General features: G+C 31.4%; 21 protein-coding genes. 7 read left to right on the top strand and 14 right to left on the bottom strand.

The window, feature by feature from the left end; genetic code table 11:
- Positions 1–108 precede the first annotated feature (108 nt).
- Together hutI and hutU are read right to left on the bottom strand one after the other, a co-directional pair.
- Positions 109–1,344 (bottom strand): imidazolonepropionase, encoded by a 1,236-nt coding sequence (hutI, locus tag NSQ15_RS02695; RefSeq protein WP_029055811.1) that lies wholly within the window; start codon positions 1,342–1,344, stop codon positions 109–111.
- Positions 1,344–3,005: a urocanate hydratase gene (hutU, locus tag NSQ15_RS02690; protein ID WP_340746916.1), complete on the bottom strand. Its 1,662-nt coding sequence runs from the start codon at positions 3,003–3,005 to the stop codon at positions 1,344–1,346. Before hutU ends, hutI begins: the two co-directional genes overlap by 1 nt.
- A 212-nt stretch (positions 3,006–3,217) precedes the next feature.
- Between hutU and NSQ15_RS02685 the strand changes: the two genes are divergently transcribed.
- Complete coding sequence (locus NSQ15_RS02685) at positions 3,218–4,087, top strand: LysR family transcriptional regulator (protein WP_017636481.1); 870 nt, start codon at positions 3,218–3,220, stop codon at positions 4,085–4,087.
- On the opposite strand, the gene hutG is transcribed toward NSQ15_RS02685, so the two are convergent.
- A complete protein-coding gene (gene hutG / locus NSQ15_RS02680; RefSeq protein ID WP_217232373.1) occupies positions 4,082–5,017 on the bottom strand; it encodes a formimidoylglutamase in 936 nt (311 codons plus the stop codon). The genes NSQ15_RS02685 and hutG overlap by 6 nt on opposite strands.
- 235 nt (positions 5,018–5,252) lie before the next feature.
- On the opposite strand from hutG, the gene NSQ15_RS02675 reads away from it, so the two are divergent.
- Positions 5,253–6,368 carry a CPBP family intramembrane glutamic endopeptidase gene (locus tag NSQ15_RS02675; protein ID WP_017636483.1) on the top strand — a complete coding sequence of 372 codons (1,116 nt, stop codon included), beginning with the start codon at positions 5,253–5,255 and terminating at the stop codon, positions 6,366–6,368.
- Between the two features lie 126 nt (positions 6,369–6,494).
- Positions 6,495–7,634: an FAD-dependent oxidoreductase gene (locus NSQ15_RS02670; protein ID WP_340746915.1), complete on the top strand. Its 1,140-nt coding sequence runs from the start codon at positions 6,495–6,497 to the stop codon at positions 7,632–7,634.
- 85 nt (positions 7,635–7,719) lie between these two features.
- Here the strand turns inward: NSQ15_RS02670 and NSQ15_RS02665 are convergent, their stop codons facing one another.
- Positions 7,720–8,409, bottom strand: coding sequence for a ribose 5-phosphate isomerase A (locus NSQ15_RS02665; RefSeq protein ID WP_029055808.1), 690 nt, complete (start codon positions 8,407–8,409; stop codon positions 7,720–7,722).
- A gap of 168 nt (positions 8,410–8,577) precedes the next feature.
- On the opposite strand from NSQ15_RS02665, the gene NSQ15_RS02660 reads away from it, so the two are divergent.
- Positions 8,578–9,237: an MOSC domain-containing protein gene (locus NSQ15_RS02660; RefSeq protein ID WP_340746914.1), complete on the top strand. Its 660-nt coding sequence runs from the start codon at positions 8,578–8,580 to the stop codon at positions 9,235–9,237.
- 72 nt (positions 9,238–9,309) lie between these two features.
- On the opposite strand, the gene NSQ15_RS02655 is transcribed toward NSQ15_RS02660, so the two are convergent.
- The 4 genes from NSQ15_RS02655 to NSQ15_RS02640 all read right to left on the bottom strand — a co-directional run bounded on the left by NSQ15_RS02655 (position 9,310) and on the right by NSQ15_RS02640 (position 13,017).
- Entirely contained in the window at positions 9,310–10,320 is a 1,011-nt protein-coding gene (locus NSQ15_RS02655) for an aldose epimerase family protein (protein WP_340746913.1), read from the bottom strand.
- 30 nt (positions 10,321–10,350) lie between these two features.
- On the bottom strand, positions 10,351–10,677 hold the full coding sequence (locus tag NSQ15_RS02650) for a YnfA family protein (RefSeq protein WP_340746912.1): 327 nt from the start codon (positions 10,675–10,677) through the stop codon (positions 10,351–10,353).
- A 215-nt stretch (positions 10,678–10,892) separates the two neighbouring features.
- Positions 10,893–12,125: an ABC transporter permease gene (locus NSQ15_RS02645; RefSeq protein WP_154835226.1), complete on the bottom strand. Its 1,233-nt coding sequence runs from the start codon at positions 12,123–12,125 to the stop codon at positions 10,893–10,895.
- Positions 12,118–13,017, bottom strand: a complete 900-nt coding sequence (locus tag NSQ15_RS02640; protein ID WP_154835228.1) for an ABC transporter ATP-binding protein — start codon at positions 13,015–13,017, stop codon at positions 12,118–12,120. The genes NSQ15_RS02645 and NSQ15_RS02640 overlap by 8 nt, the downstream gene beginning before the upstream one ends.
- A gap of 190 nt (positions 13,018–13,207) precedes the next feature.
- On the opposite strand from NSQ15_RS02640, the gene NSQ15_RS02635 reads away from it, so the two are divergent.
- Positions 13,208–14,833 carry a ribulokinase gene (locus NSQ15_RS02635; RefSeq protein WP_217194105.1) on the top strand — a complete coding sequence of 542 codons (1,626 nt, stop codon included), beginning with the start codon at positions 13,208–13,210 and terminating at the stop codon, positions 14,831–14,833.
- Between the two features lie 59 nt (positions 14,834–14,892).
- Here the strand turns inward: NSQ15_RS02635 and NSQ15_RS02630 are convergent, their stop codons facing one another.
- The 3 genes from NSQ15_RS02630 to NSQ15_RS02620 form a co-directional block, all read right to left on the bottom strand.
- Positions 14,893–15,261: a hypothetical protein gene (locus NSQ15_RS02630; protein ID WP_340746911.1), complete on the bottom strand. Its 369-nt coding sequence runs from the start codon at positions 15,259–15,261 to the stop codon at positions 14,893–14,895.
- A 374-nt stretch (positions 15,262–15,635) separates the two neighbouring features.
- On the bottom strand, positions 15,636–15,836 hold the full coding sequence (locus tag NSQ15_RS02625; RefSeq protein ID WP_217194104.1) for a helix-turn-helix transcriptional regulator: 201 nt from the start codon (positions 15,834–15,836) through the stop codon (positions 15,636–15,638).
- A gap of 143 nt (positions 15,837–15,979) precedes the next feature.
- Positions 15,980–16,600 (bottom strand): DUF805 domain-containing protein, encoded by a 621-nt coding sequence (locus NSQ15_RS02620; RefSeq protein WP_154835232.1) that lies wholly within the window; start codon positions 16,598–16,600, stop codon positions 15,980–15,982.
- 196 nt (positions 16,601–16,796) lie between these two features.
- Between NSQ15_RS02620 and NSQ15_RS02615 the strand changes: the two genes are divergently transcribed.
- Positions 16,797–17,405, top strand: coding sequence for a DNA-3-methyladenine glycosylase (locus tag NSQ15_RS02615; protein ID WP_017636495.1), 609 nt, complete (start codon positions 16,797–16,799; stop codon positions 17,403–17,405).
- A 48-nt stretch (positions 17,406–17,453) separates the two neighbouring features.
- On the opposite strand, the gene NSQ15_RS02610 is transcribed toward NSQ15_RS02615, so the two are convergent.
- From NSQ15_RS02610 to NSQ15_RS02600, 3 genes are read right to left on the bottom strand one after another with little or no spacing between them, the layout of a single operon-like run.
- Entirely contained in the window at positions 17,454–18,239 is a 786-nt protein-coding gene (locus tag NSQ15_RS02610; RefSeq protein WP_340746910.1) for a DUF4097 family beta strand repeat-containing protein, read from the bottom strand.
- The gene (locus NSQ15_RS02605) at positions 18,236–18,796 is read right to left on the bottom strand and encodes an HAAS signaling domain-containing protein (RefSeq protein WP_154835236.1); all 561 of its coding nucleotides are present in this window, start codon (positions 18,794–18,796) and stop codon (positions 18,236–18,238) included. Before NSQ15_RS02605 ends, NSQ15_RS02610 begins: the two co-directional genes overlap by 4 nt.
- Positions 18,789–19,112 (bottom strand): PadR family transcriptional regulator, encoded by a 324-nt coding sequence (locus NSQ15_RS02600; protein ID WP_070453479.1) that lies wholly within the window; start codon positions 19,110–19,112, stop codon positions 18,789–18,791. The genes NSQ15_RS02605 and NSQ15_RS02600 overlap by 8 nt, the downstream gene beginning before the upstream one ends.
- Before the next feature lie 329 nt (positions 19,113–19,441).
- Between NSQ15_RS02600 and gltS the strand changes: the two genes are divergently transcribed.
- Positions 19,442–20,650 (top strand): sodium/glutamate symporter, encoded by a 1,209-nt coding sequence (gene gltS / locus NSQ15_RS02595; RefSeq protein WP_017636499.1) that lies wholly within the window; start codon positions 19,442–19,444, stop codon positions 20,648–20,650.
- Positions 20,651–20,677 lie beyond the last annotated feature (27 nt).

The following is a 20,677-nucleotide window of genomic DNA, read 5'->3' as shown; positions in this document are numbered from 1 at the left end:
TAACACAATTGTCAAACTATTCTAATAAATGTACATTTTTTCTCTTATATATAAAAAGAACCGTGTCTTCATATCGACACGGTTCCACATGGTTAAATTATGAATGAATTAATCTAATGAAAATTCGTTATCAACAATGACTCTACCATCTTTGATAACTTTTTGTGCATGGTTAATACCAAAGTGATAAGGAATATATTCGTGGTTAGGTGCATTCCAAATAACGATATTGGCTTTGTCACCTTCATTAATTGTACCTGCATCTAAATCAATCGCTTTTGCTGCATTAACTGTAACAGCATTCCAAACTTCATTTGGAGATAGTTTTAATTTTAATGCAGCAATCGCCATAGCTAATTGTAAGTTATTCGTTACACTACTACCTGGATTGTAATCCGTTGCAATAGCAATTGCACCGTTATTATCTAACATGCCTCTTGCATCAGCATAGTCATTTTTATCTAAATAAAATGTTGTAGCTGGTAATAGTACTGCTACTGTATCACTGTTTTTTAATTTTGCTTTACCTTCAGCGCTTGAAGCAACAAGGTGATCTGCAGAAATGGCATTTTCATCAATTGCTAATTCTAAGCCACCTAATGGGTCTATTTCATCAGCATGAATTTTCACTTTGAATCCTGCTTCTTTAGCTTTTTGCATATAATGTCTAGATTCTTCAACTGAGAATACACCTGTTTCACAGAAGATATCTGCAAAATCAGCATATTCCTTAACTTCTGGAAGTAATTCAATCATTTCATTTAAGAATGCTTCATTTGATTCTGCTTCCTCAGGTACTGCATGTGGTCCTAAGAAAGTATGTTTCATATCTAATCCATATTTCTCAGCTAAACGATTAGATACTCTTAATTGTTTAAGTTCATTTTCTTTATCTAAACCATAACCACTTTTACTTTCAACACCTAATACACCATGTTGAACCATAGTTAATAAGTCATGTTCTGCTTTTTTGAATAAGTCATCTTCGCTAATTTCACGTGTAGCTTTTACTGTTGAAAGAATGCCACCGCCAGATTCTAATATTTCTAAATAAGATTTCCCTTGACGTTTAAGTGACATTTCGTGTTCTCTTGAGCCACCGAATATTAAATGCGTATGTGCATCAATTAAGGATGGAGATACTACTTTACCAGTAGCATCTATGATTTGTTCTGCTTCATATTTATCTGTATAAGGGCCAGAATAAACAATCTTTCCATCTTTTACTACAACTGTACCATTTTCAATAACATCTAATTCATCAAGTTCTGCACCTTTTAATGGACGATCAGTAGATTTTGGTAAAATAAGTTCTTTGATATTTTGAATAATTAAATCATTCATTATTTATCCTCCGTTTCATCGATCATAGGAATTTTGATGCCTTTGTCTTTCGCAGTTTGAATTGCGATATCATAACCAGCATCTGCGTGTCTCACTACTCCCATACCCGGATCTGTAGTTAATACACGTCCTAAACGACGATCTGCACGTTCTGAACCATCAGCTACAACAACCATACCAGCGTGTAGAGAATAACCCATACCTACACCGCCACCGTGATGGAATGAAATCCAAGAACCACCAGCTGCAGTGTTAATTAAGGCATTTAATACCGCCCAGTCACCAACTGCGTCACTGCCATCTCTCATACCTTCTGTTTCACGGTTTGGACTAGCTACTGAACCTGAATCTAAGTGATCTCGACCGATAACGATTGGTGCTGAAATTTCACCGTCACGAACTAATTTGTTTAGTGCTAATCCCATTTTCGCACGTTCTTCATAGCCTAACCAAGCAATTCTTGATGGTAAGCCTTGATAAGCAATTTTTTCTTCAGCTAAATCTAACCAACGAATTAATTTTTCATTGTCTTGGAATAATTTTCTCATTTCTTCATCTGCACGTTCGATATCTTTTGGATCTCCACTTAATGCAGCAAAACGGAATGGTCCTTTACCTTCACAGAATAATGGTCTAATGTATGCTGGCACAAATCCTGGGAAGTTAAATGCATTTTCTACACCATTGTCGTAAGCAACTTGACGGATATTATTACCATAGTCAAATGCTACTGCACCTTGTTTTTGGAATTCTAACATTAATTCTACATGTTTAGCCATTGAGTCTTTAGATAATTCAACGTATTTCTTAGGATCTTCTTTACGTAATTGTTTAGCTTCTTCTACTGAATAACCTTGAGGTACATAACCATTTAATGGGTCATGTGCACTTGTTTGGTCAGTAATGATATCAATTTTGAATCCTTTGTCTAAAATAGCTTTGTGTAAATCTACTGCATTACCAACTAGACCGATTGATAAAGCTTCCCCTTTTTGTCTAGCATCTTCAGCTAATTTTAATGCTTCATCTAAATCTTTAGTTTTTACATCACAATATTTTGTTTCTACACGTTTATCAACACGTGTTTCATCGACTTCAACACAAATTGCTACACCATTATTCATTGTTACAGCAAGAGGTTGAGCGCCGCCCATACCACCTAATCCTGCAGTTAATGTCACTGTACCAGTTAAATCACTGTTATATTCTTGGTTACCAAGTTCTGCGAAAGTTTCATATGTTCCTTGAACAATACCTTGTGAACCAATATAAATCCAACTACCTGCAGTCATTTGTCCATACATGATTAAACCTTTTTTATCTAATTCATGGAAGTGATCCCAGTTTGCCCATTTAGGTACTAAAACTGAATTTGAGATTAACACACGTGGTGCTTCTTCATGAGTTTTAAATACTGCTACTGGTTTACCAGATTGTACGAGCATTGTTTCATCTGCTTCTAAGTCTCTTAATGTATTTTCAATTGCTTCAAATGCTTTCAAGTTACGTGCCGCTTTACCGATACCTCCATAAACAACAAGTTCTTCAGGATGTTCAGCTACCTCTGGATCTAAATTATTATAAAGCATTCGTAATACCGCTTCTTGTTCCCAACCTTTACACTCGATATCTAAACCTTTTTTTGCATGAATTTCTCTCATTACTATCTCTCCCATCCGAAATAATATCTATAAATTCAAAGTTTTTAATATGTACACTTATAGAATAACCTAAATAATCAAATAATTTAGACTATTGAACATGTACTAAATTAAGTTCTTACACGCCCATTATATTATGCTAAAATATAGATAACAAATATAAATAAACTAATTATTTATAGATATAAACTATAACTAACTGGAGATGACTTATGAAAATCATTCAATTAGAGTACTTTTTAGCCGTTGTTAAATATAATAGTTTTACAAAAGCTGCCAATTTTTTACATATTAGCCAGCCCTCTTTAACAGCTGCTATTAAAAAGATGGAATCAGATTTAGGCTATGATTTATTCATGCGCACAACAAAGGATATTAAAATAACCGAAAAAGGTATTCAATTCTATAAATATGCGGAACAATTAGTTCAACAATATCGATCAACAATAGAAAAGATGTATGATTTAAATATTTCATCTGAACCGAGAATTAAAATTGGTATTTTAGAATCAACAAGCCAATGGATGGCAAATGTTATTCACGCTCATCATACTCAATATCCAAATCAACAATATCGTATTAATGAGGTACATGATCAACATCAATCAATTGAACAACTTATTAACTTTGATGTGCATTTTGCTTTAACAAATGAAGAAATTAGGCACCAAGATATTACTTCAATTGCACTTTACAAAGAATCCTATATTTTACTAACACCTAAAGATGCTTTTCCTAAACAAAAGACAATTCAACTAGATAATCTACCTTTAATATTACCTAATAAAAGCTCACAAGTTCGTAAACATTTAGATGATTATTTTAATAGAATGAGTATACATCCTAATATTATTATGGAATCTGATCGTTTTGAGTCAGCTACTAATTTTGTACATTTAGGTATAGGATATGCTGTTATTCCACGATTTTATTATCAATCGTTTAATACTAGTAATTTAGACTATATTAAAATACGTCCTAATTTAGGTCGCAAAATTTATATCAACTATTTAAAAAAGAGAAAGCACTCTGAACAAGTACTTTCTCTCATCGAACAATGTATTGAATATTGGAATTTATAATAAGAAATGGTGTACTAAGTTAGCAATCAGTTTCGCAGTTCTATTATCTTGATCATACTTAGGATTCATTTCTGCGATACTAACTGATTTAACCTTATCACTTGGTACAATACGTTTAGCTAATTCAAAAACTGTGTGTGGATAGATACCTAATACTGCTGATGCGCTGACACCTGGTGCAAAGGCACTATCTACAACATCCATACAAATTGTAAACATAATCACGTCATGATCATGAATAATGCGTTCAATCATATCTTTAATTGGTGGGGATACTTGATGTAGCAATTCATCAGCATAAACAAATGAAATGCCTTTTTCCTCTGCGTAGTCAAATAACCCTTGTGTATTGCCACCTTGAGATATACCTAGAACCATATAGTCGGCATTATCATCTTGTTCAAGAATCTGTCTAAAACTAGTTCCTGACGTTGATTCTCCTTCATCACGTGTATCAAAATGGGCATCAATATTAATAACACCAATGGATTGATTAGGATAAACTTTTCTAGTAGCTAAATATTGAGCATAAGCAATATCATGGCCGCCACCTAGAAGAAATGTTTGTTTGTGATTGTGAATAGATTTCGCTGCTAACTCTGCAAATTCTTTTTGTGTATCAATTAGTTGTTCGTTATCGTGCTCTACATTTCCGTAATCAACAATTTGTTCACATTGATTTAAATCTGGTAATCCTGCAAATGATTGTTTAATCGCATTAGGGCCTTCTTTAGCTCCAACTCGACCTTTATTTAGTTCTACGCCTTTATCAACGGCATAGCCTAACATACCTACACCTTTTTGTTCATTACTATACTCCACATTTCTTAAATCATTAAATTGAATCGTTTGAAAATGTCTAAATTGTTTAGAATCTGTTTCACTATCAAGTCTTCCTGTCCATAAGCTTGGTTCGGCTTGTTGATACATTGCTCTTCCCCCTTGATTTCATTCACTAACATTATATTTTAAGTATAACTTTAGCTTATTTTTTATTCAATGTAGTTATTTTATTCCCGATTCACTGAAATTTAATTACGTTTATAATTCATTCCTATTACATTTTGATGATAATTGAAATAGACAATTTATCTAACATCTTATAACATGTATAATTGTAAATAAAAATAATAATTGCTTGTTTCCGTAATGGAGGTTACATAAAATGAAAAACAATCGAATTTCTGGGTTTCAATGGGCAATGACAATATTCGTATTTTTTGTCATTACGATGGCCTTATTCGTAATACTTAGAGATTTTCAATCGGCAATTGGAGTAAAAAGATTTGTCTTCGATATTACTGATCTTTCTCCTTTTATCGCTGCAATCATATGTCTACTCGTCTTTAGATATAAAAAAGATCAGATGGCGAGTTTAAAACTATCATTGAGCCTTAAAGTTGTGGAGCGTATATTACTCGCTTTAATCATACCTTTATTTATATTTATCATAGGTATGTTCTGTTTCAACACGTTTGCAGATAGTTTCATACTTTTACAGGCATCAGATTTATCAGTTTCAATAACTGCTATTATAATTGGCCATTTAATTATGGCATTTGTAGTAGAATTTGGTTTTCGTTCATATTTACAACATATTGTAGAAGTTAAAATGAATACTTTCTTTGCAAGTATCGTAGTTGGTATCATTTACTCAATCTTCAATGCCAATACTACATATGGAATAGAGTTTGCTGGTTATCATTTCTTATATACATTCGCATTCTCTATGATTGTAGGTGAATTGATTCGCGCAACTAAAGGTAGAACAATTTATATAGCTACTATTTTCCATGCTGCTATGTCATTTGGTTTAGTATTCTTGTTCAGTGAAGAAGTTGGTGACTTATTCTCTATGAAAGTCATCGCATTGGCTACTACTGCAGTAGGTTTAATCTATATTATTTTAAGCTTAATTATACGTGCCATCTTCTATAAAAAGACAAAACAAAGTTTAGACGAAGTTGAACCTAATAATTATTTAGATCACGTTAATGACCATTCTAATGATAGTGAAACTAATAATGAAAATAATCATAATGATATTCAAGAAGATGACGCATCTGATTCTCGTAAACATGATCAATCCTCTGATAATGAACAACATTCTAAAACGTCTATTGATGATGAACAAGAACATGACAATGATTCTTCTGATTATTTAAGAGAACATACTTCTTATAAACAAACACGCCGTTCATCACGTCGTTCATCAGTTGTATCTGAAGCACAGGATGAAATCAAGGACTCTGAAAATTCTAGCCCTAATAACAAATACTAATTATATTAAACTCGTCTTATTCAATTTATTGAATGGATGAGTTTTTTGTTTTAAATATAGATATTTGGGGGTAAACTCTTTCAGTAATAATTTAATTATAACTATGAGTTTAAAAGGAGTAATACAATGAATATAAAAGATAGTAACAACCCTATTACAATTATCGGTGGTGGCATTGGTGGGCTGACTTTAGCTAGAGTGCTATATGTAAATGGTATTCCTGCTAAAGTTTATGAATCTGATGCCTCTCGTGATGCAAGAACTCAAGGTGGACAATTAGATATACATGAATATAATGGACAAGTTGCCTTAGAAAAAGCTAACTTATTGGACGAATTCCAATCAATTATACAAAAAGGCGCTGATGCCTCTCGCATCGTTAACCATAATGGTGACATACTTTTAGATTTACCGGATGATGAATCAAATGGACGACCTGAAGTATTACGTGGTGATTTAAGAGATATATTAATAGACTCATTGCCACATGATATGATTGTTTGGAATAAAAAAGTGGATCATGTTGAAAAATTGGATACTACGCAATATAAAGTGGTATTTAGAGATGAGACATCTGTAACTACAGACAAACTTATTGGTGCTGACGGTGCTTGGTCTAAAGTTCGTAACATCTTAACAGATATTAAACCATATTATTCAGGTTATACATTTATTGAAACATATCTATATGATGTAGATAATCAATATCCTAAGACTGCTCAAAAAGTAGGAAAAGGTGCAATGTATGCTTTATCACCTAGTAAAGGTATTGTTGCACTTAGAGAAGCAGGAGATATCCTTCACACATATGTAGAAATGAAATGTGATAGTGAATGGATCGATAGTATAGACTTTGCAAATGGTGAAATAGCGACAAAAACAATTGCTGCAGAATTTGAAGGTTGGTCACCAGAAATAACTGCCTTAATTACTGAAGCGGATAGTTCAATTACACCTCGTAAAATTAATGCGTTACCTGATACACATCGTTGGGAACGTCAATCAGGGGTTACTTTAATTGGTGATGCTGCACACCTAATGGCTCCTTCTGGGGAGGGTGCTAATTTAGCCATGTTAGATGGAGCTGAGTTAGCGGAATTGATAGCTGAACATAGTAATAATTTTGATAAAGCAATCGAATTATATGAAGCAAAAATGTTCCCAAGAAGTGAAGCCGAAGCAAAAGAATCTCATGAATTATTAGATATTTGTCTTGGAGAGAATAGTCCTCAAAGTTTAGTTGATTTATTCAAAAGTGCTCAATAAGAATAAAATTTAGAAAAATAGCCTTAAGATGTTCTAACAAACACCTTAAGGCTATTATCTATATAATATAAAAGTAAAAATTTTATTATTGACGGTACATCTTTTTAACACCTTGTTGTGTGCCTATAATGGCTTCGTCAGTAATATCAAGGAAATAACCTGTTTCTAGCACACCCGTAAGATGTATTAAAAACTCATGCATTTCATAAGGGTCAATCCCTTTTGGTAAGGCACAGTCTAAAATATAGTTACCATTGTCTGTAGTTACCGGCACATCTTCAGTAACACGACGTTGCACGATTACTCCCTCAATCGTTTCTATTTTTCTAGCAACCTGATACCAATTAAATTTATCTACTTCTACTGGTAATTTAAATGTTTCTCCTAAATAATTGACTACTTTATTTTCATCAGCAATGACCACAAAACGGTCTGCCATTTCATCAATGACCTTTTCTCTAAATAAGGCACCGCCACCGCCTTTAATTAAGTTGAGGTTTGGATCGACTTCATCTGCCCCATCAATAGCTAAATCGATTTTTTCAACATCATTTACATCAACAATTTCAATATTTAGTTCTTTAGCTAAAAAAGCAGTCTTATTTGAAGTACAAACACCTTTGATGTCGTAATTCTTTTCTTCAACAAGTTGTGCTATTTTAGGAACTAACAATTCAATTGTACTACCTGTACCAATTCCTAGTGTCATACCGTCTTCAATTTGATTCAAAACATCATTCAATGTCATCATTTTAAGTTGTTTTACATCATTCATTACGTCATGAGCCTCTTTTCTAAATCGTTTACATTTCCTATTTTACATGACTTTTTTGATTTAACATACCTTATTTATCGTTTAATTTTTAATATATTTTAAAATTTTACATAAAAGCCTTGAGATATAGTAAACTATCATTTAAATACTTTAAGAGGGAGAATAGAAATGATACCTGTTTACGCTATTTCAACTGGGAAAATAGAATTGCTACAATATAAAGACTCAAAACCAATGCAATCAGCTATTAATAAGCGCCCTTTCGAAGGAGATATGTGGTTATCTAAACTAGGTTTTGTTGATGATGAACAAGCCTATAAAGACCACGGTGGACCAGATAAAGCAGTCTGTTGCTTTAGTAAATCAAACTATGACATGTATAAAGATGATTTAGAAAAACTGCCTGATTATGCAATGTTTGGGGAAAACTTAACTATTAAAAATTTAGATGAAAATGAAGTTTATTTTGGTAATCAATATCGTTTGGGTGAAGCAATTATAGAAGTATCGGAAATCAGAGAACCTTGTTGGAAAATACAAGCAAAATATGGTTTACCCAATTTAGTGAAGCGCATGTCTAAATCAGGAAAAACAGGATTTTATTGTCGCGTAATTAAAGAAGGATCTGTCAGTCAAAATCAACATTTAGTATTAATTAAAGAAGCAGACCCGAAGACTCAATTATCGGTTCAAGAATTAAACGATATTTATTATAATAACAGAAAAAATACTAAGAGAATTTCACAGGCTTTAAAAAATCCATATTTATCTATGAAAAGATATGAAAAATTAGAAAAGATGTACCAACGTGCAACAAAATCATCATAATTAAAATACTTTCTAAGTATAAAGAAAGAGTGAAACCAATGGAATCAAAACCGTAGGCTTCACTCTTAATAATTACTTTTCATTTATTTCATAACTTGTTTGAGAATAAAATGTATCATTGGCTTTTAAGATAGACGAAGCGTCTTCACCATACATATTAATATCATTTGGTAAAAATTGAGATTCAATAGCTAAGCCAGAATGTGCCTTATAAATATTAGAATCACTATTCCAATCTTTTGGTTGATTAAATGTATATAATACATAATTTGGCATATCAGTTTTTACATCTAATTGAAACTCACCGTTATCTATTGATAATTGATGACCTCCAACTTTGAATGGATGATCCAAGCCATTCAAAGTGTCAATTTGTTGTGCTAGTTGTGCATGTTTACTTTCAAATATATCTTTAAAGTATATATCATTACCATTAAAAATTTGATGTAAATCTAGTGTTTCATCTGTATTTATTAAATGTTGTTCATTAAGTTGATACATATTCAATTCAGAACTATATAGACGGTGATTATCGATAACATTATTATCTCTGTTCAAATTAAAATAAACATGATTCATCGGATTAAATAATGTTGTCTTCGTTGATGTAGCCTCATATTCAACTGTCCAACAATGATCGACATCATAAGTATGGGTAACTTTAACATCCATATTTCCTGGGTAATTATCATCTGTTTCCTTTATCGTTGTCTTAAAAATAATTTTTACTTGTCCCAATTCTTCGACTACTTCATAGTCAAATAACTTTGTATCTAACCCGTGACCTCCGCCATGGATATGATGATTACCATCATTCGCTTCTAATTGGTATTTTTTTCCATCTAATGTAAACGAAGCATCGGAAATTCGACCACCGTATCTTCCTATAGTCGCTCCAAATTTAAATGGATTATCAAAATAAAATTCGTCCGCTTCAACAACATTCCCTAGTACAATATTATTATCATGATATTTCCATGATACTATTCTTGCACCAAAATTTGTAAATACAATTTTCGTTTCTTCATTATCAATTTTAATTAAATCAACACCATATCTTTGATGCTCAATTTCAACATTCATTACTTATTTCTCCCTTTCAAACACGTTTTATTAAGCCCTATGTGGTAATAACATTATTAAAACGCCAATTACACATACTACAGCACCCAATACATCGTATTTATCTGGCATATTTTTATCAATGAACATAGACCATACTAAGCTCATGACAATAAATATACCGCCATATGCGGCATAAACTCGTCCAAACGTTGGAAATGATTGTAACATCGCAATCACACCATATAGGATGAGTATGATACCACCAATAATACCTAGCCACGATGGCTGACCTTCTCTAAGCCATAACCATATTAAGTAGCCGCCTCCTATTTCACAAAGACCTGCTAATATAAAAATCATCGTTGAATATAACATCGTTCTATCTACTCCATCCTAATAAGGGGTTATATTAATCAATTATGGTTGATGATGTGTATCAATCAGTTATTATTTTATATTAACTTCTTTGCTAACTCATACACATTGTTACACTTTTTCACCTAATATTCCATAGATAATTACAATTTAAAGAGGAAGAATGTTATGTAAGCTTTTTCAAAATGACATTAACACTCTTCCCCCTCTTTTATTTATTTTTTCATTACTTTTTTAATTGAGTTAATAAGACCTTTTTCAAATGTTAAAACTGAATCTTTGTATGTTTTAATAGCAATCCATAACAAGATCACCATAACTACTAATGAAATCAACATACTTAATACAATTTCCCAAATTTGTAATTCCGTCGATTGAGCGCGCACCAACATTTCAAATGGGGCTAAAAATGGAATAAAGCTTGTAATTTTAGCCAATAAAATATCAGGTTTATATATACTGAAAATAGCTATATAAAATGCAATCATTGCAAATAAAGTTAAAGGCATTAAGGTTTGATTAATGTCTTCTATTCTGGATGCTAAAGAACCTAAAATGGCTGCTAATAAAACATAAGTTAATATACCGATAATCACACTTAAAATGCCTACTATAATAATTTGCCATGATATGTCACTCATTGATAAATCAAAACCTTTGAGCATACGCTTTAAATCAAAAGCATATATACAAATGATTGCAACCACAATTATCATAGCTATTTGTGTAAACGCTACTGCTATGACACCTGTTATCTTAGCCATAATATGTGTTATCGGAGACACACTCGTAATAATCATTTCTATAACTCTTGATGTTTTTTCAGTTGCAATTTCCATAGCCACTTGTGTTGCATAATTGAAAATAATAAAAAACATTAGCATTAAAATGGCATAAACAAGAATCATATTAAATACTTTTTGGCTTTCACTTAATTGTTGTCCTTTATCATCTGATAAGATGTGGCTATCTACTTTACTTTGAGATTGTAATTTTTTTAAATCATTATCGCTAAGATGCAATTTCGATGCTATTAGTTTTGACTGAAGATTTGTAAGTAAACCAGTCACTTTTTGTTGTTTTTCTTGTGAAACGTTATCTTTACTCAAAATGGTCGCTGAAAGTTGATGGTCTTTATCCATTTTGATGATATAAGCTTCCTTTAATTTTTCACTTTTGACTTGATATTTCGCTTCTTTTTGACTCACTCTTTCAAACGTTGCTTCCTCATCAATCACATGGCTCTGTTGTTTAATTGCTTTATATAATGGTTCATTATTGGTTACGACACCTATATGGTCATCATCACCTTTGAACATATCTATAATTTTGTCAGCATTTGATAAAGCTACCATCAAAATAATGACAATAACCATAAATATCATAAAGGATTTAGATTTAACCTTACTTTTATATGTTAATCCAAATGTAGCCCAGAATTTATTCATGAAGATCACCTACCTTATCAATAAAAATATCTTTCAGTGATGGTTCTAACACTTGAAATCGACGCACATAACCATGTGTTATAACTTGATTGTATATAGATTCAGCTACAGCCTCATTTTCTATTGTTAGTTTAATGTCATGCTTATTCACTTCTACATCAATAACACCTTGAATGTCTGTTAATTCTGGCATTGATTTATTAGTTTCGATAATTACCTGTTTATATCCATGAGAAGATTTCACTTGTTGTATATCACCTGAAACTACTAGTTCTCCATGGTTTAAAATACATACGTCGTCACATAATTCCTCGACATGCTCCATACGATGTGAACTATAAATAATCGTCGAACCTTGGTTATTTAAATCTTTAACCGCTTCTTTAAGTAATTCAACATTGACTGGATCTAATCCACTAAAAGGTTCATCTAAAATAAGTAATTCAGGTTGATGAATCATACTTGCTAATAACTGAATTTTTTGTTGGTTACCTTTGGAAAGTGAATCAATACGTTTATGACGATTTTCAGTAATTGCAAATCGATTTAACCAATAATCTATATTTTTCTTAATAGCTTTTTTAGACATACCCTTCAAAGTAGCAAGATAAGTTAATTCGTCTTCAACAGTCATTTTTGAATGCAAACCCCGCTCTTCTGGTAAATAACCTATACGATTGTACATCGACTTATCTATAGTATGCCCCTCATATGTAATGTGACCTTCTGTTGGTTCACTTAATCCTAAAATCATTCTAAATGTAGTTGTTTTGCCAGCACCATTACGTCCTAAAAACCCAAGCATTTTTCCTTTCTCAAGTTCAATCGATATATCATTAACTGCTGTAAATTGATTAAATTTCTTTGTCACGTGTTCAATATTTAATGACATGGTTACCTCCCAAATTAATGACTTAATTCTACATAAATATAACATTAATAAACTAATTAATGAATTTAGAATTTACAATATGTCACACTTTACATTCATTTATGTAAGCACTATCATTAATCATATCGTAGAACATTATTTTATTGATAACTTCTTTAAGATAAAACATTACATAAAGGGGATAGACATAATGAGTTATAGTATTGGTATCGATTATGGCACAGCATCTGGACGTGTTATTTTAGTAGATACTTCAGATGGAAAAATTATTTCTAGTTATGAAGAAATATACCAACATGGGACAATTGCTGAAGAATTAGGTGGAGAAACTTTACCTCATAATTACTTCTTACAACATGCTGGCGATTATCACAATGTTTTAGAAAATGGTGTTAAACATGTATTAGAAGAAAGTCAAATTAATAAAGATGAAGTAATCGGAATTGGCGTCGACTTCACAAGTTGTACTATTGTCTTTTTAGATGAAAACTTCAAACCTTTACATATGAATGAAGATTTAAAAAATCACCCTCATGCTTATGTTAAATTATGGAAACATCACGGTGCCCAAGATGAAGCAACACAAATGGTCGAAGCTAATGAAAAAGCAAATCAAAATTGGTTAGACTATTATGGTCACAGTGTTAATAGTGAATGGATGATACCTAAAATTCTTGAGGTAAAACATAAAGCACCTGAATTATTAGAACGTGCTCATTATATTATGGAAGCCGGAGACTATATGACAAGCTTGCTTGTTAATCAAAATATCCGATCAAATTGTGGTATAGGATTTAAAGGATTTTACGATGAAGTCAATGGATTTAATTACGATTTCTTTGAAACTGTAGATTCAGAATTACCTCAAATTGTAAAAGATAAATGTGAAGCACCGGTTATTCAAATTGGAGATAGTGCAGGTTCATTATCAGAATACTACCAAAATTTATGGGGATTATCTTCAAATGTTCAAATATCACCTTATATGATTGATGCACATTCTGGCGTATTAGGTGCAGGTGCCATTGAAAAAGGAGAATTCACTCCAGTCATTGGTACAAGTACTTGTCACTTAATGTTAGACCCTAAACAAGAACCCATTCCATCAATTACAGGTTCAGTTAAAGATGCTATTATACCTGGATTATATGCATATGAAGCTGGGCAAGCTGCTGTAGGAGACTTGTTTAGTTACTCTGAACGCATGGCTCCACATGAAATTGTTGAAGCCGCGAAGAACAAAGATATGGATGTATTACAATACTTAGAAACACTAGCAGAGCAAATCCCTGTTGAAGAACAACATGTAGTCGTGCTAGATTGGCATAATGGTAATAGAAGTATTTTAAGCGATAGCCATTTAACTGGTAGCGTCTTTGGTTTAACATTACAAACACCATTCGAAATGGTACACCGTGCTTATTTAGAATCAACTGCATTTGGAACTAAAATGATCATGAAACAATTCGAAGATAATGACATTCCAGTTCATACAGTATATGCGTCAGGTGGTATACCTAAAAAAAGTAAATTACTCGTAGATATTTATGCCAATGTATTAAATAAAAAAGTAGTTGTATTAGAGTCCTCTAATGCTACTGCTCTAGGTGCTGCTATGTTAGGAGCTAACGTCGGCTGTGCTTACGAAACATTACGAGATACTGTACAACATATGAAACAACCAGTTTATTATGAAAAACAACCAGATCCTGAAAAAGTAAAACATTACGAAAAATTATTTAATAAATACCGACAACTTCATGATTTATTAGGTAGAGAACATGCTGAACTATCTTATATTCATGAAACTGAATAAGCAACTTTAAAAACAGCTATCCTTGCCTTTGTTTATCAACATGGCAAGAATAGCTGTTTTTAATTTTTAATACTTTTATATTTAAATGTAATGACTAATGAAATAATAACAATGAACAGGATTGAAATATAACTAGATATTGGCCAATGCCTCATTATTACTTCAATAACTATATCAACAATACTGACTACCATTAAAGCAATTAATTGCCAAATTGTATTACTCGCATATGCATTAACAATTCTACGTCTCTCATATTCATCACTGAAGTTATAATTAGGCAACATATTTAAAGAACGTTCTTGTGTATTAATCTTTTCTTTTGCTGAAACTGTCGGTGTATCAGATATTTGAATACGACTGTCTTTCATCAATATCATCATTATAATTGGAATAAGCAATCCTAAACTAGACCAACTATTAACCATCCCCTCACTGCTTACCACTAAAGGGATAATTACATTATTAATGACGATTAAATAAATCATGAGCACTATAAAAAATATAATGTGTTTCTTTCTGGCTTTACGATTTAAATAGTTTTTCTCATTTTTATTATTTACGTAAATTATTGTAGTATCCGTTGTTTCTTTATTTAAAGATAGTTTACAGACTGTCACGATTAATATAAGTAAACTACCTATCAAATATGGAGACAAATATTCACGTTGAATATCAAACATTGCTTGGAAATAAAATATACAGGCAATTACAAATATAGATATCGCACTCGTTTTTGCTAAATGATTTTTGAATAAATTATTTTTGAATTCATCTTTAAATTCTAATTTATTAAAAATAACTATTCATCCTCCCAAAATAAGTCGTTTAGTGTGACTGACAATGTTTTAGCTATATTTATACATAATTTTAATGACGGATTATATTTATCATTTTCAATCATATTAATTGTTTGTCTGGAAACTCCTATTCGTCTTGCTAGTTCTAATTGCGACATCTTTTGATATGCTCGATATTGTTTCACTCTATTCAACGCATTCATCCGCTTCTTTCAATAAGTATTATCTTAATTTTACTAAATCATTTATCTATAAGTCAAATATATACGACATTAACTAGAATAAATGATGATTTCTTATATAAAAAGCTAAGGTCTCACTATGACCCTAGCTTTACATTACTATTTTAAATTTCATTATTATCATAATTATGTTTCTTATTTGCTTTGTCTACTGGATTATAATTATTATCGCTTATCATTTCAGACCCTGCATATTTTGGACTTGGCCCATAAATATTAGTTTCTCTCTGACTGTTTAAACAACAAATAACGATATTATAAATACCAAAAATCCAAGAGATGATTGTAATTAACCAATAGATTAGTAATAACCATCCATTTTCAGAATGTCCAGTTGCATTGACCACCCAATTAAATATATTTAAAAATACTGCAATACCAAATCCGATCATAGGTATCCACATTGTGCGTGATGTGTCATGGAATCGACGAGCTAATATAGCTAAATTCGGAATAATTGTCACTAGTGAGTAAATGGCTAAATATAAAACGGATATCACTAGACTAAAGGCACCAATACTAAGTGCAGTCGTACTTTGACCTGAAGAGATACCTATAGTCAGCCCTATTGCACCAATAATCAATAAAATAATACCAGGACACATAAATATTAAATGCCATAATTGCATAAACCAATATTCACTACGTCTTGATCTACCTTTAAAATTAAAATAATTTGACCAATATAATTTAAATGATGCTTTAAAACCAACTTTCTCTCTCATCTTAGCTGCTCCTTTCAAATCATCAATTCAATTTATTTTATTACTCATATCAATTTTGATACATTAATTAAGTAATAATATTGTTAATACGGTCATTGTATCAAATAGATAGACTTTAAAAAATATAAATCAAATATTTTTTAAGAATTTCCAAAATAAATTATAAAAACAAATATTTTTATAGAGGAGTTCCATTATGGATTTTAAAGAACGTAATACAACAGATATTGCAAAATCATTATTAGGAGTCCGTGTTATTTATCAGGATAATCATCAAACTTATAGCGGTTATATTGTCGAAACTGAGGCTTATTTAGGTTTTGAAGATCGCGCAGCTCATGGCTTTGGCGGTAAACAAACACCTAAAGTTACTTCATTATATAAGACTGGTGGAACAATTTATGCACATGTCATGCATACACATTTATTAATTAACTTTGTTACTAAAGATAGTGGTGTTCCTGAAGGTGTGCTTATTCGCGCAGTAGAACCAGAAGACGGGATTGAAGCTATGAGAATCAATAGAGGTAAAGATGGATTTGAATTGACTAATGGACCAGGAAAATGGACGAAAGCATTTAATATTCCGCGTGCCATTGATGGATCTACTATCAATCAATGTCGCCTATCAATTGACATAAAAAATCGGAAACATCCTAAATCGATAGTTGAAAGTGGTCGTATTGGTATTCCAAATAAAGGAGAATGGACAAATAAACCACTTCGCTATACAGTCAAAGGTAATCCATATGTATCTCGCATGAAAAAATCAGATTTTCAAAACCCTGATGATACATGGAAATAAAGGAGAGGATAGCATTAAAAATAGTGCCATCCTCTCTTTTAATAAATTTTATTTTACTGTAATATCACCGGAATCATTAGATAAATTGACTTTGTTGTCTCCTTTACCTATTTGATGTTGTTTTAATTCTTTATCATATATATTCGTATCTCCAGAATCGTTTAAGACAGTAAATGATGTGTTTTTGGCTTTGTTTTTATAATTTATATGAATATCTCCACTATCATTTGATACATTTAATGGTTGATCAGGAATACTTTGTTTCATTTCTATATCTCCTGAATCATTTTTTATTTTACCTTTTGTGAAATGAATGTGTTTCATTAAAATATCACCCGAATCATTATTGACTTTCAAATCACCTAATTTACTATCTGTCAAAGTGATATCTCCAGAATCAACATTGATATGCGTTTTCTTACTAACAACATTATCAACTTTGATATCCCCCGCGTCATCTTTTATTGTTAGTTCATTCATTTCTTTTGGTAAGGTAATAATAATTTTATTAGTGAACATAGTGCCTATTCTAAAATTGATATTAGATTGATTATGTTGGTCATTAATATGCCATGTTCCTTTTTCGACTTTACTATCTACTTTAGCGTCTGAACTACCAATTGATTTTATCGAAAATGTCTTACCATGCTTTATTTCAACATCACTATTCTCAACATCCAATTGAATAGATTTTATATTGTCTTTATATTCTTTATTTAATTGCGTTTCATGATATGCTGAAGATAACTTCTTACCTTGAGAAATAAGACCTATACCAAAACCAATGCTCAATATTAAACCAATTATAAAAAGTGTGATGATTAACTTTCTCATGGATGAACACTTCCTTTCACGAATGAGACATTCCATTTAAGATACATTACTGTTAATTTTAAGAACCATTTAATGAGAAGAATAGTAATTGCTAATAACATTAAACTAACACCAAACATTAATCCCGCCATATAAACATCATATAAAATAATTGAATTTGAGCCTTCAGTTGCAAATTTGATAATTAAAAATATAGGTGCACTGAAAAGTATTAATGTAAAAATAATTAATGTGAAAAAAATCATTAAAATGAAGAATGCTGGTACTAATACAATAAAGAAATTAAAAAGTCCTAATCCCATCACTGCTAATATAGCTTTAAATATACTTTTTAAATTAGACTTCTCATCTACCTTTTCGATAGCCATAGTGGCGTTCAATTCTTTAGCAATCATTTTAGGATCTCCTAATTGTTTAGCTATATCTTCTTCAGATTTCCCTTCATTTTTACCACTTATAAAATGAGTTTCATATTCGTTATAAATATCTTGCTTGTCAGTATTATCCATATGCTTTAAATTAGCGACCAATTGCTTTAAATATCTTTCTTTATTCATTTGATTCACTCTCCTCAATAAACGTATTTACAGCATTAGAAAACAACTGCCATTCCTCTTTTAACGTCGCCAATCTTCCTTGGCCCTGTTCTGTAAGACGATAATATTTTCTCGCTGGACCTTCTGTTGATGGCTGATAATACGTAGATAGTTCACCGTTTTTAACTAATCTTCGTAATAATGGATATACAGTTCCTTCTGCAATTGTCATATAACGTGAGATATTTTGAACTAATGAATAACCATATTGATCTTCTCTTTTAATAATGAGCAAGACAATTAGTTCTAACGCACCCTTCTTAAATTGCGTATTCATAGGCATTCCTCCATATTTCATTTTAGGTATTAAACATTACACAGTAGTGATTATCTATAATATAGCACTCACTACTGTACATTGCAAGGTACTAAATAATAAATCCTCCACATAGGATATTCTTTTTTAATAATTTTAATATTATTTCTGATAATATCTATTGAAAATTAATACTTTCATGTATAAATATAAATAATATTTATTCTAAAACTAGATTTAATGGATTTATACGTGTATACTAGGTATAGTGGCTTTTTATAACGCTTACATATTTTAATTGAATAACACTTAAACATAGGTTTTGGGGTAACTTCTAAGGGGGAGTTAAAATGTTAGAATTAGATGCTATTACCACATTATGTTTAGCATGTATTTTATATCTGATTGGTCAAACAATCATAAACCATGTCTCGTTTTTAAGAAGAATTTGTATTCCAGCACCAGTGATTGGTGGCTTAATTTTTGCAATTTTAGTTGCGATTTTAGATTCCTTTAATATAGTTAAAATTAAATTAGACTCATCATTTATACAAAATTTCTTTATGTTAGCCTTTTTCACAACAATTGGATTAGGAGCATCATTGAAATTATTTAAAGTTGGTGGAAAAGTCATGTTATTATACTTTATGTTTTGTGGTATTATGGCTTTCTGTCAAAACGTCATTGGTGTTTCCTTAGCTAAAGTATTAAATATCAAACCATTATTAGGTTTAACAGCAGGTTCTATGTCAATGGAGGGTGGTCACGGTAATGCCGCTGCCTATGGTAAAACAATTCAAGATATGGGCATTGATTCCGCTGTAACTGCTGCTCTTGCTGCCGCAACATTAGGCTTAGTATTTGGCGGTTTGATTGGCGGACCTGTAGTTAAATTTTTAATCAAACGTTATAACCTCAAACCTGAACATAGTGATGATTCATTTAAAAACTATGGTGAAGTTGAATATAATCAAGCACTTCACGAAAAATATAAACCAACACAAATTTTCTTTATACAGTTTACAATTCTTGTATTCTGTATGGCACTCGGTACATACATAGGAAATACGTTTACTGATTTAACAAATGTTAATATACCAATGTATGTCGGCTCAATGTTCGTCGCTGTTTTTGTACGTAACATTTCTGAAGCATTTGGCTTTAACATTGTTGATTTAAAAATTAACGAAGAAATCGGTGATATCTCATTAGGTATCTTCCTATCTCTCGCGTTAATGAGTATTCAATTAACTGAAATCTACTCATTAGCATTACCATTAATTATCATAGTTCTTGTTCAAGTTGTATTCATGATCTTGTTCTCTATCTTCATTTTATTCAGAGGCTTAGGCAAAGACTATGATGCTGCAGTAATGGTTGGTGGCTTTATTGGTCATGGGTTAGGTGCAACACCTAATGCAATGGCTAATTTAGATGTCATTACTAAAAAATACGGTAACTCACCAAAAGCTTATTTAGTTGTTCCTATTGTCGGTGCATTCTTAATCGACTTAATAGGCGTGATTATTGTTATGGGCTTTATACAATTTTTCCAATAATTAAAAAACAGTACACATGATGGAACT

Origin of the sequence: Staphylococcus sp. FSL W8-0774 (assembly GCF_038006785.1) — a bacterium.
Taxonomy (GTDB): Bacteria; Bacillota; Bacilli; order Staphylococcales; family Staphylococcaceae; genus Staphylococcus; species Staphylococcus pasteuri.
Note: the sequence above shows the minus strand (reverse complement) of the source record. Positions and strands in the feature narration are given on the sequence as shown.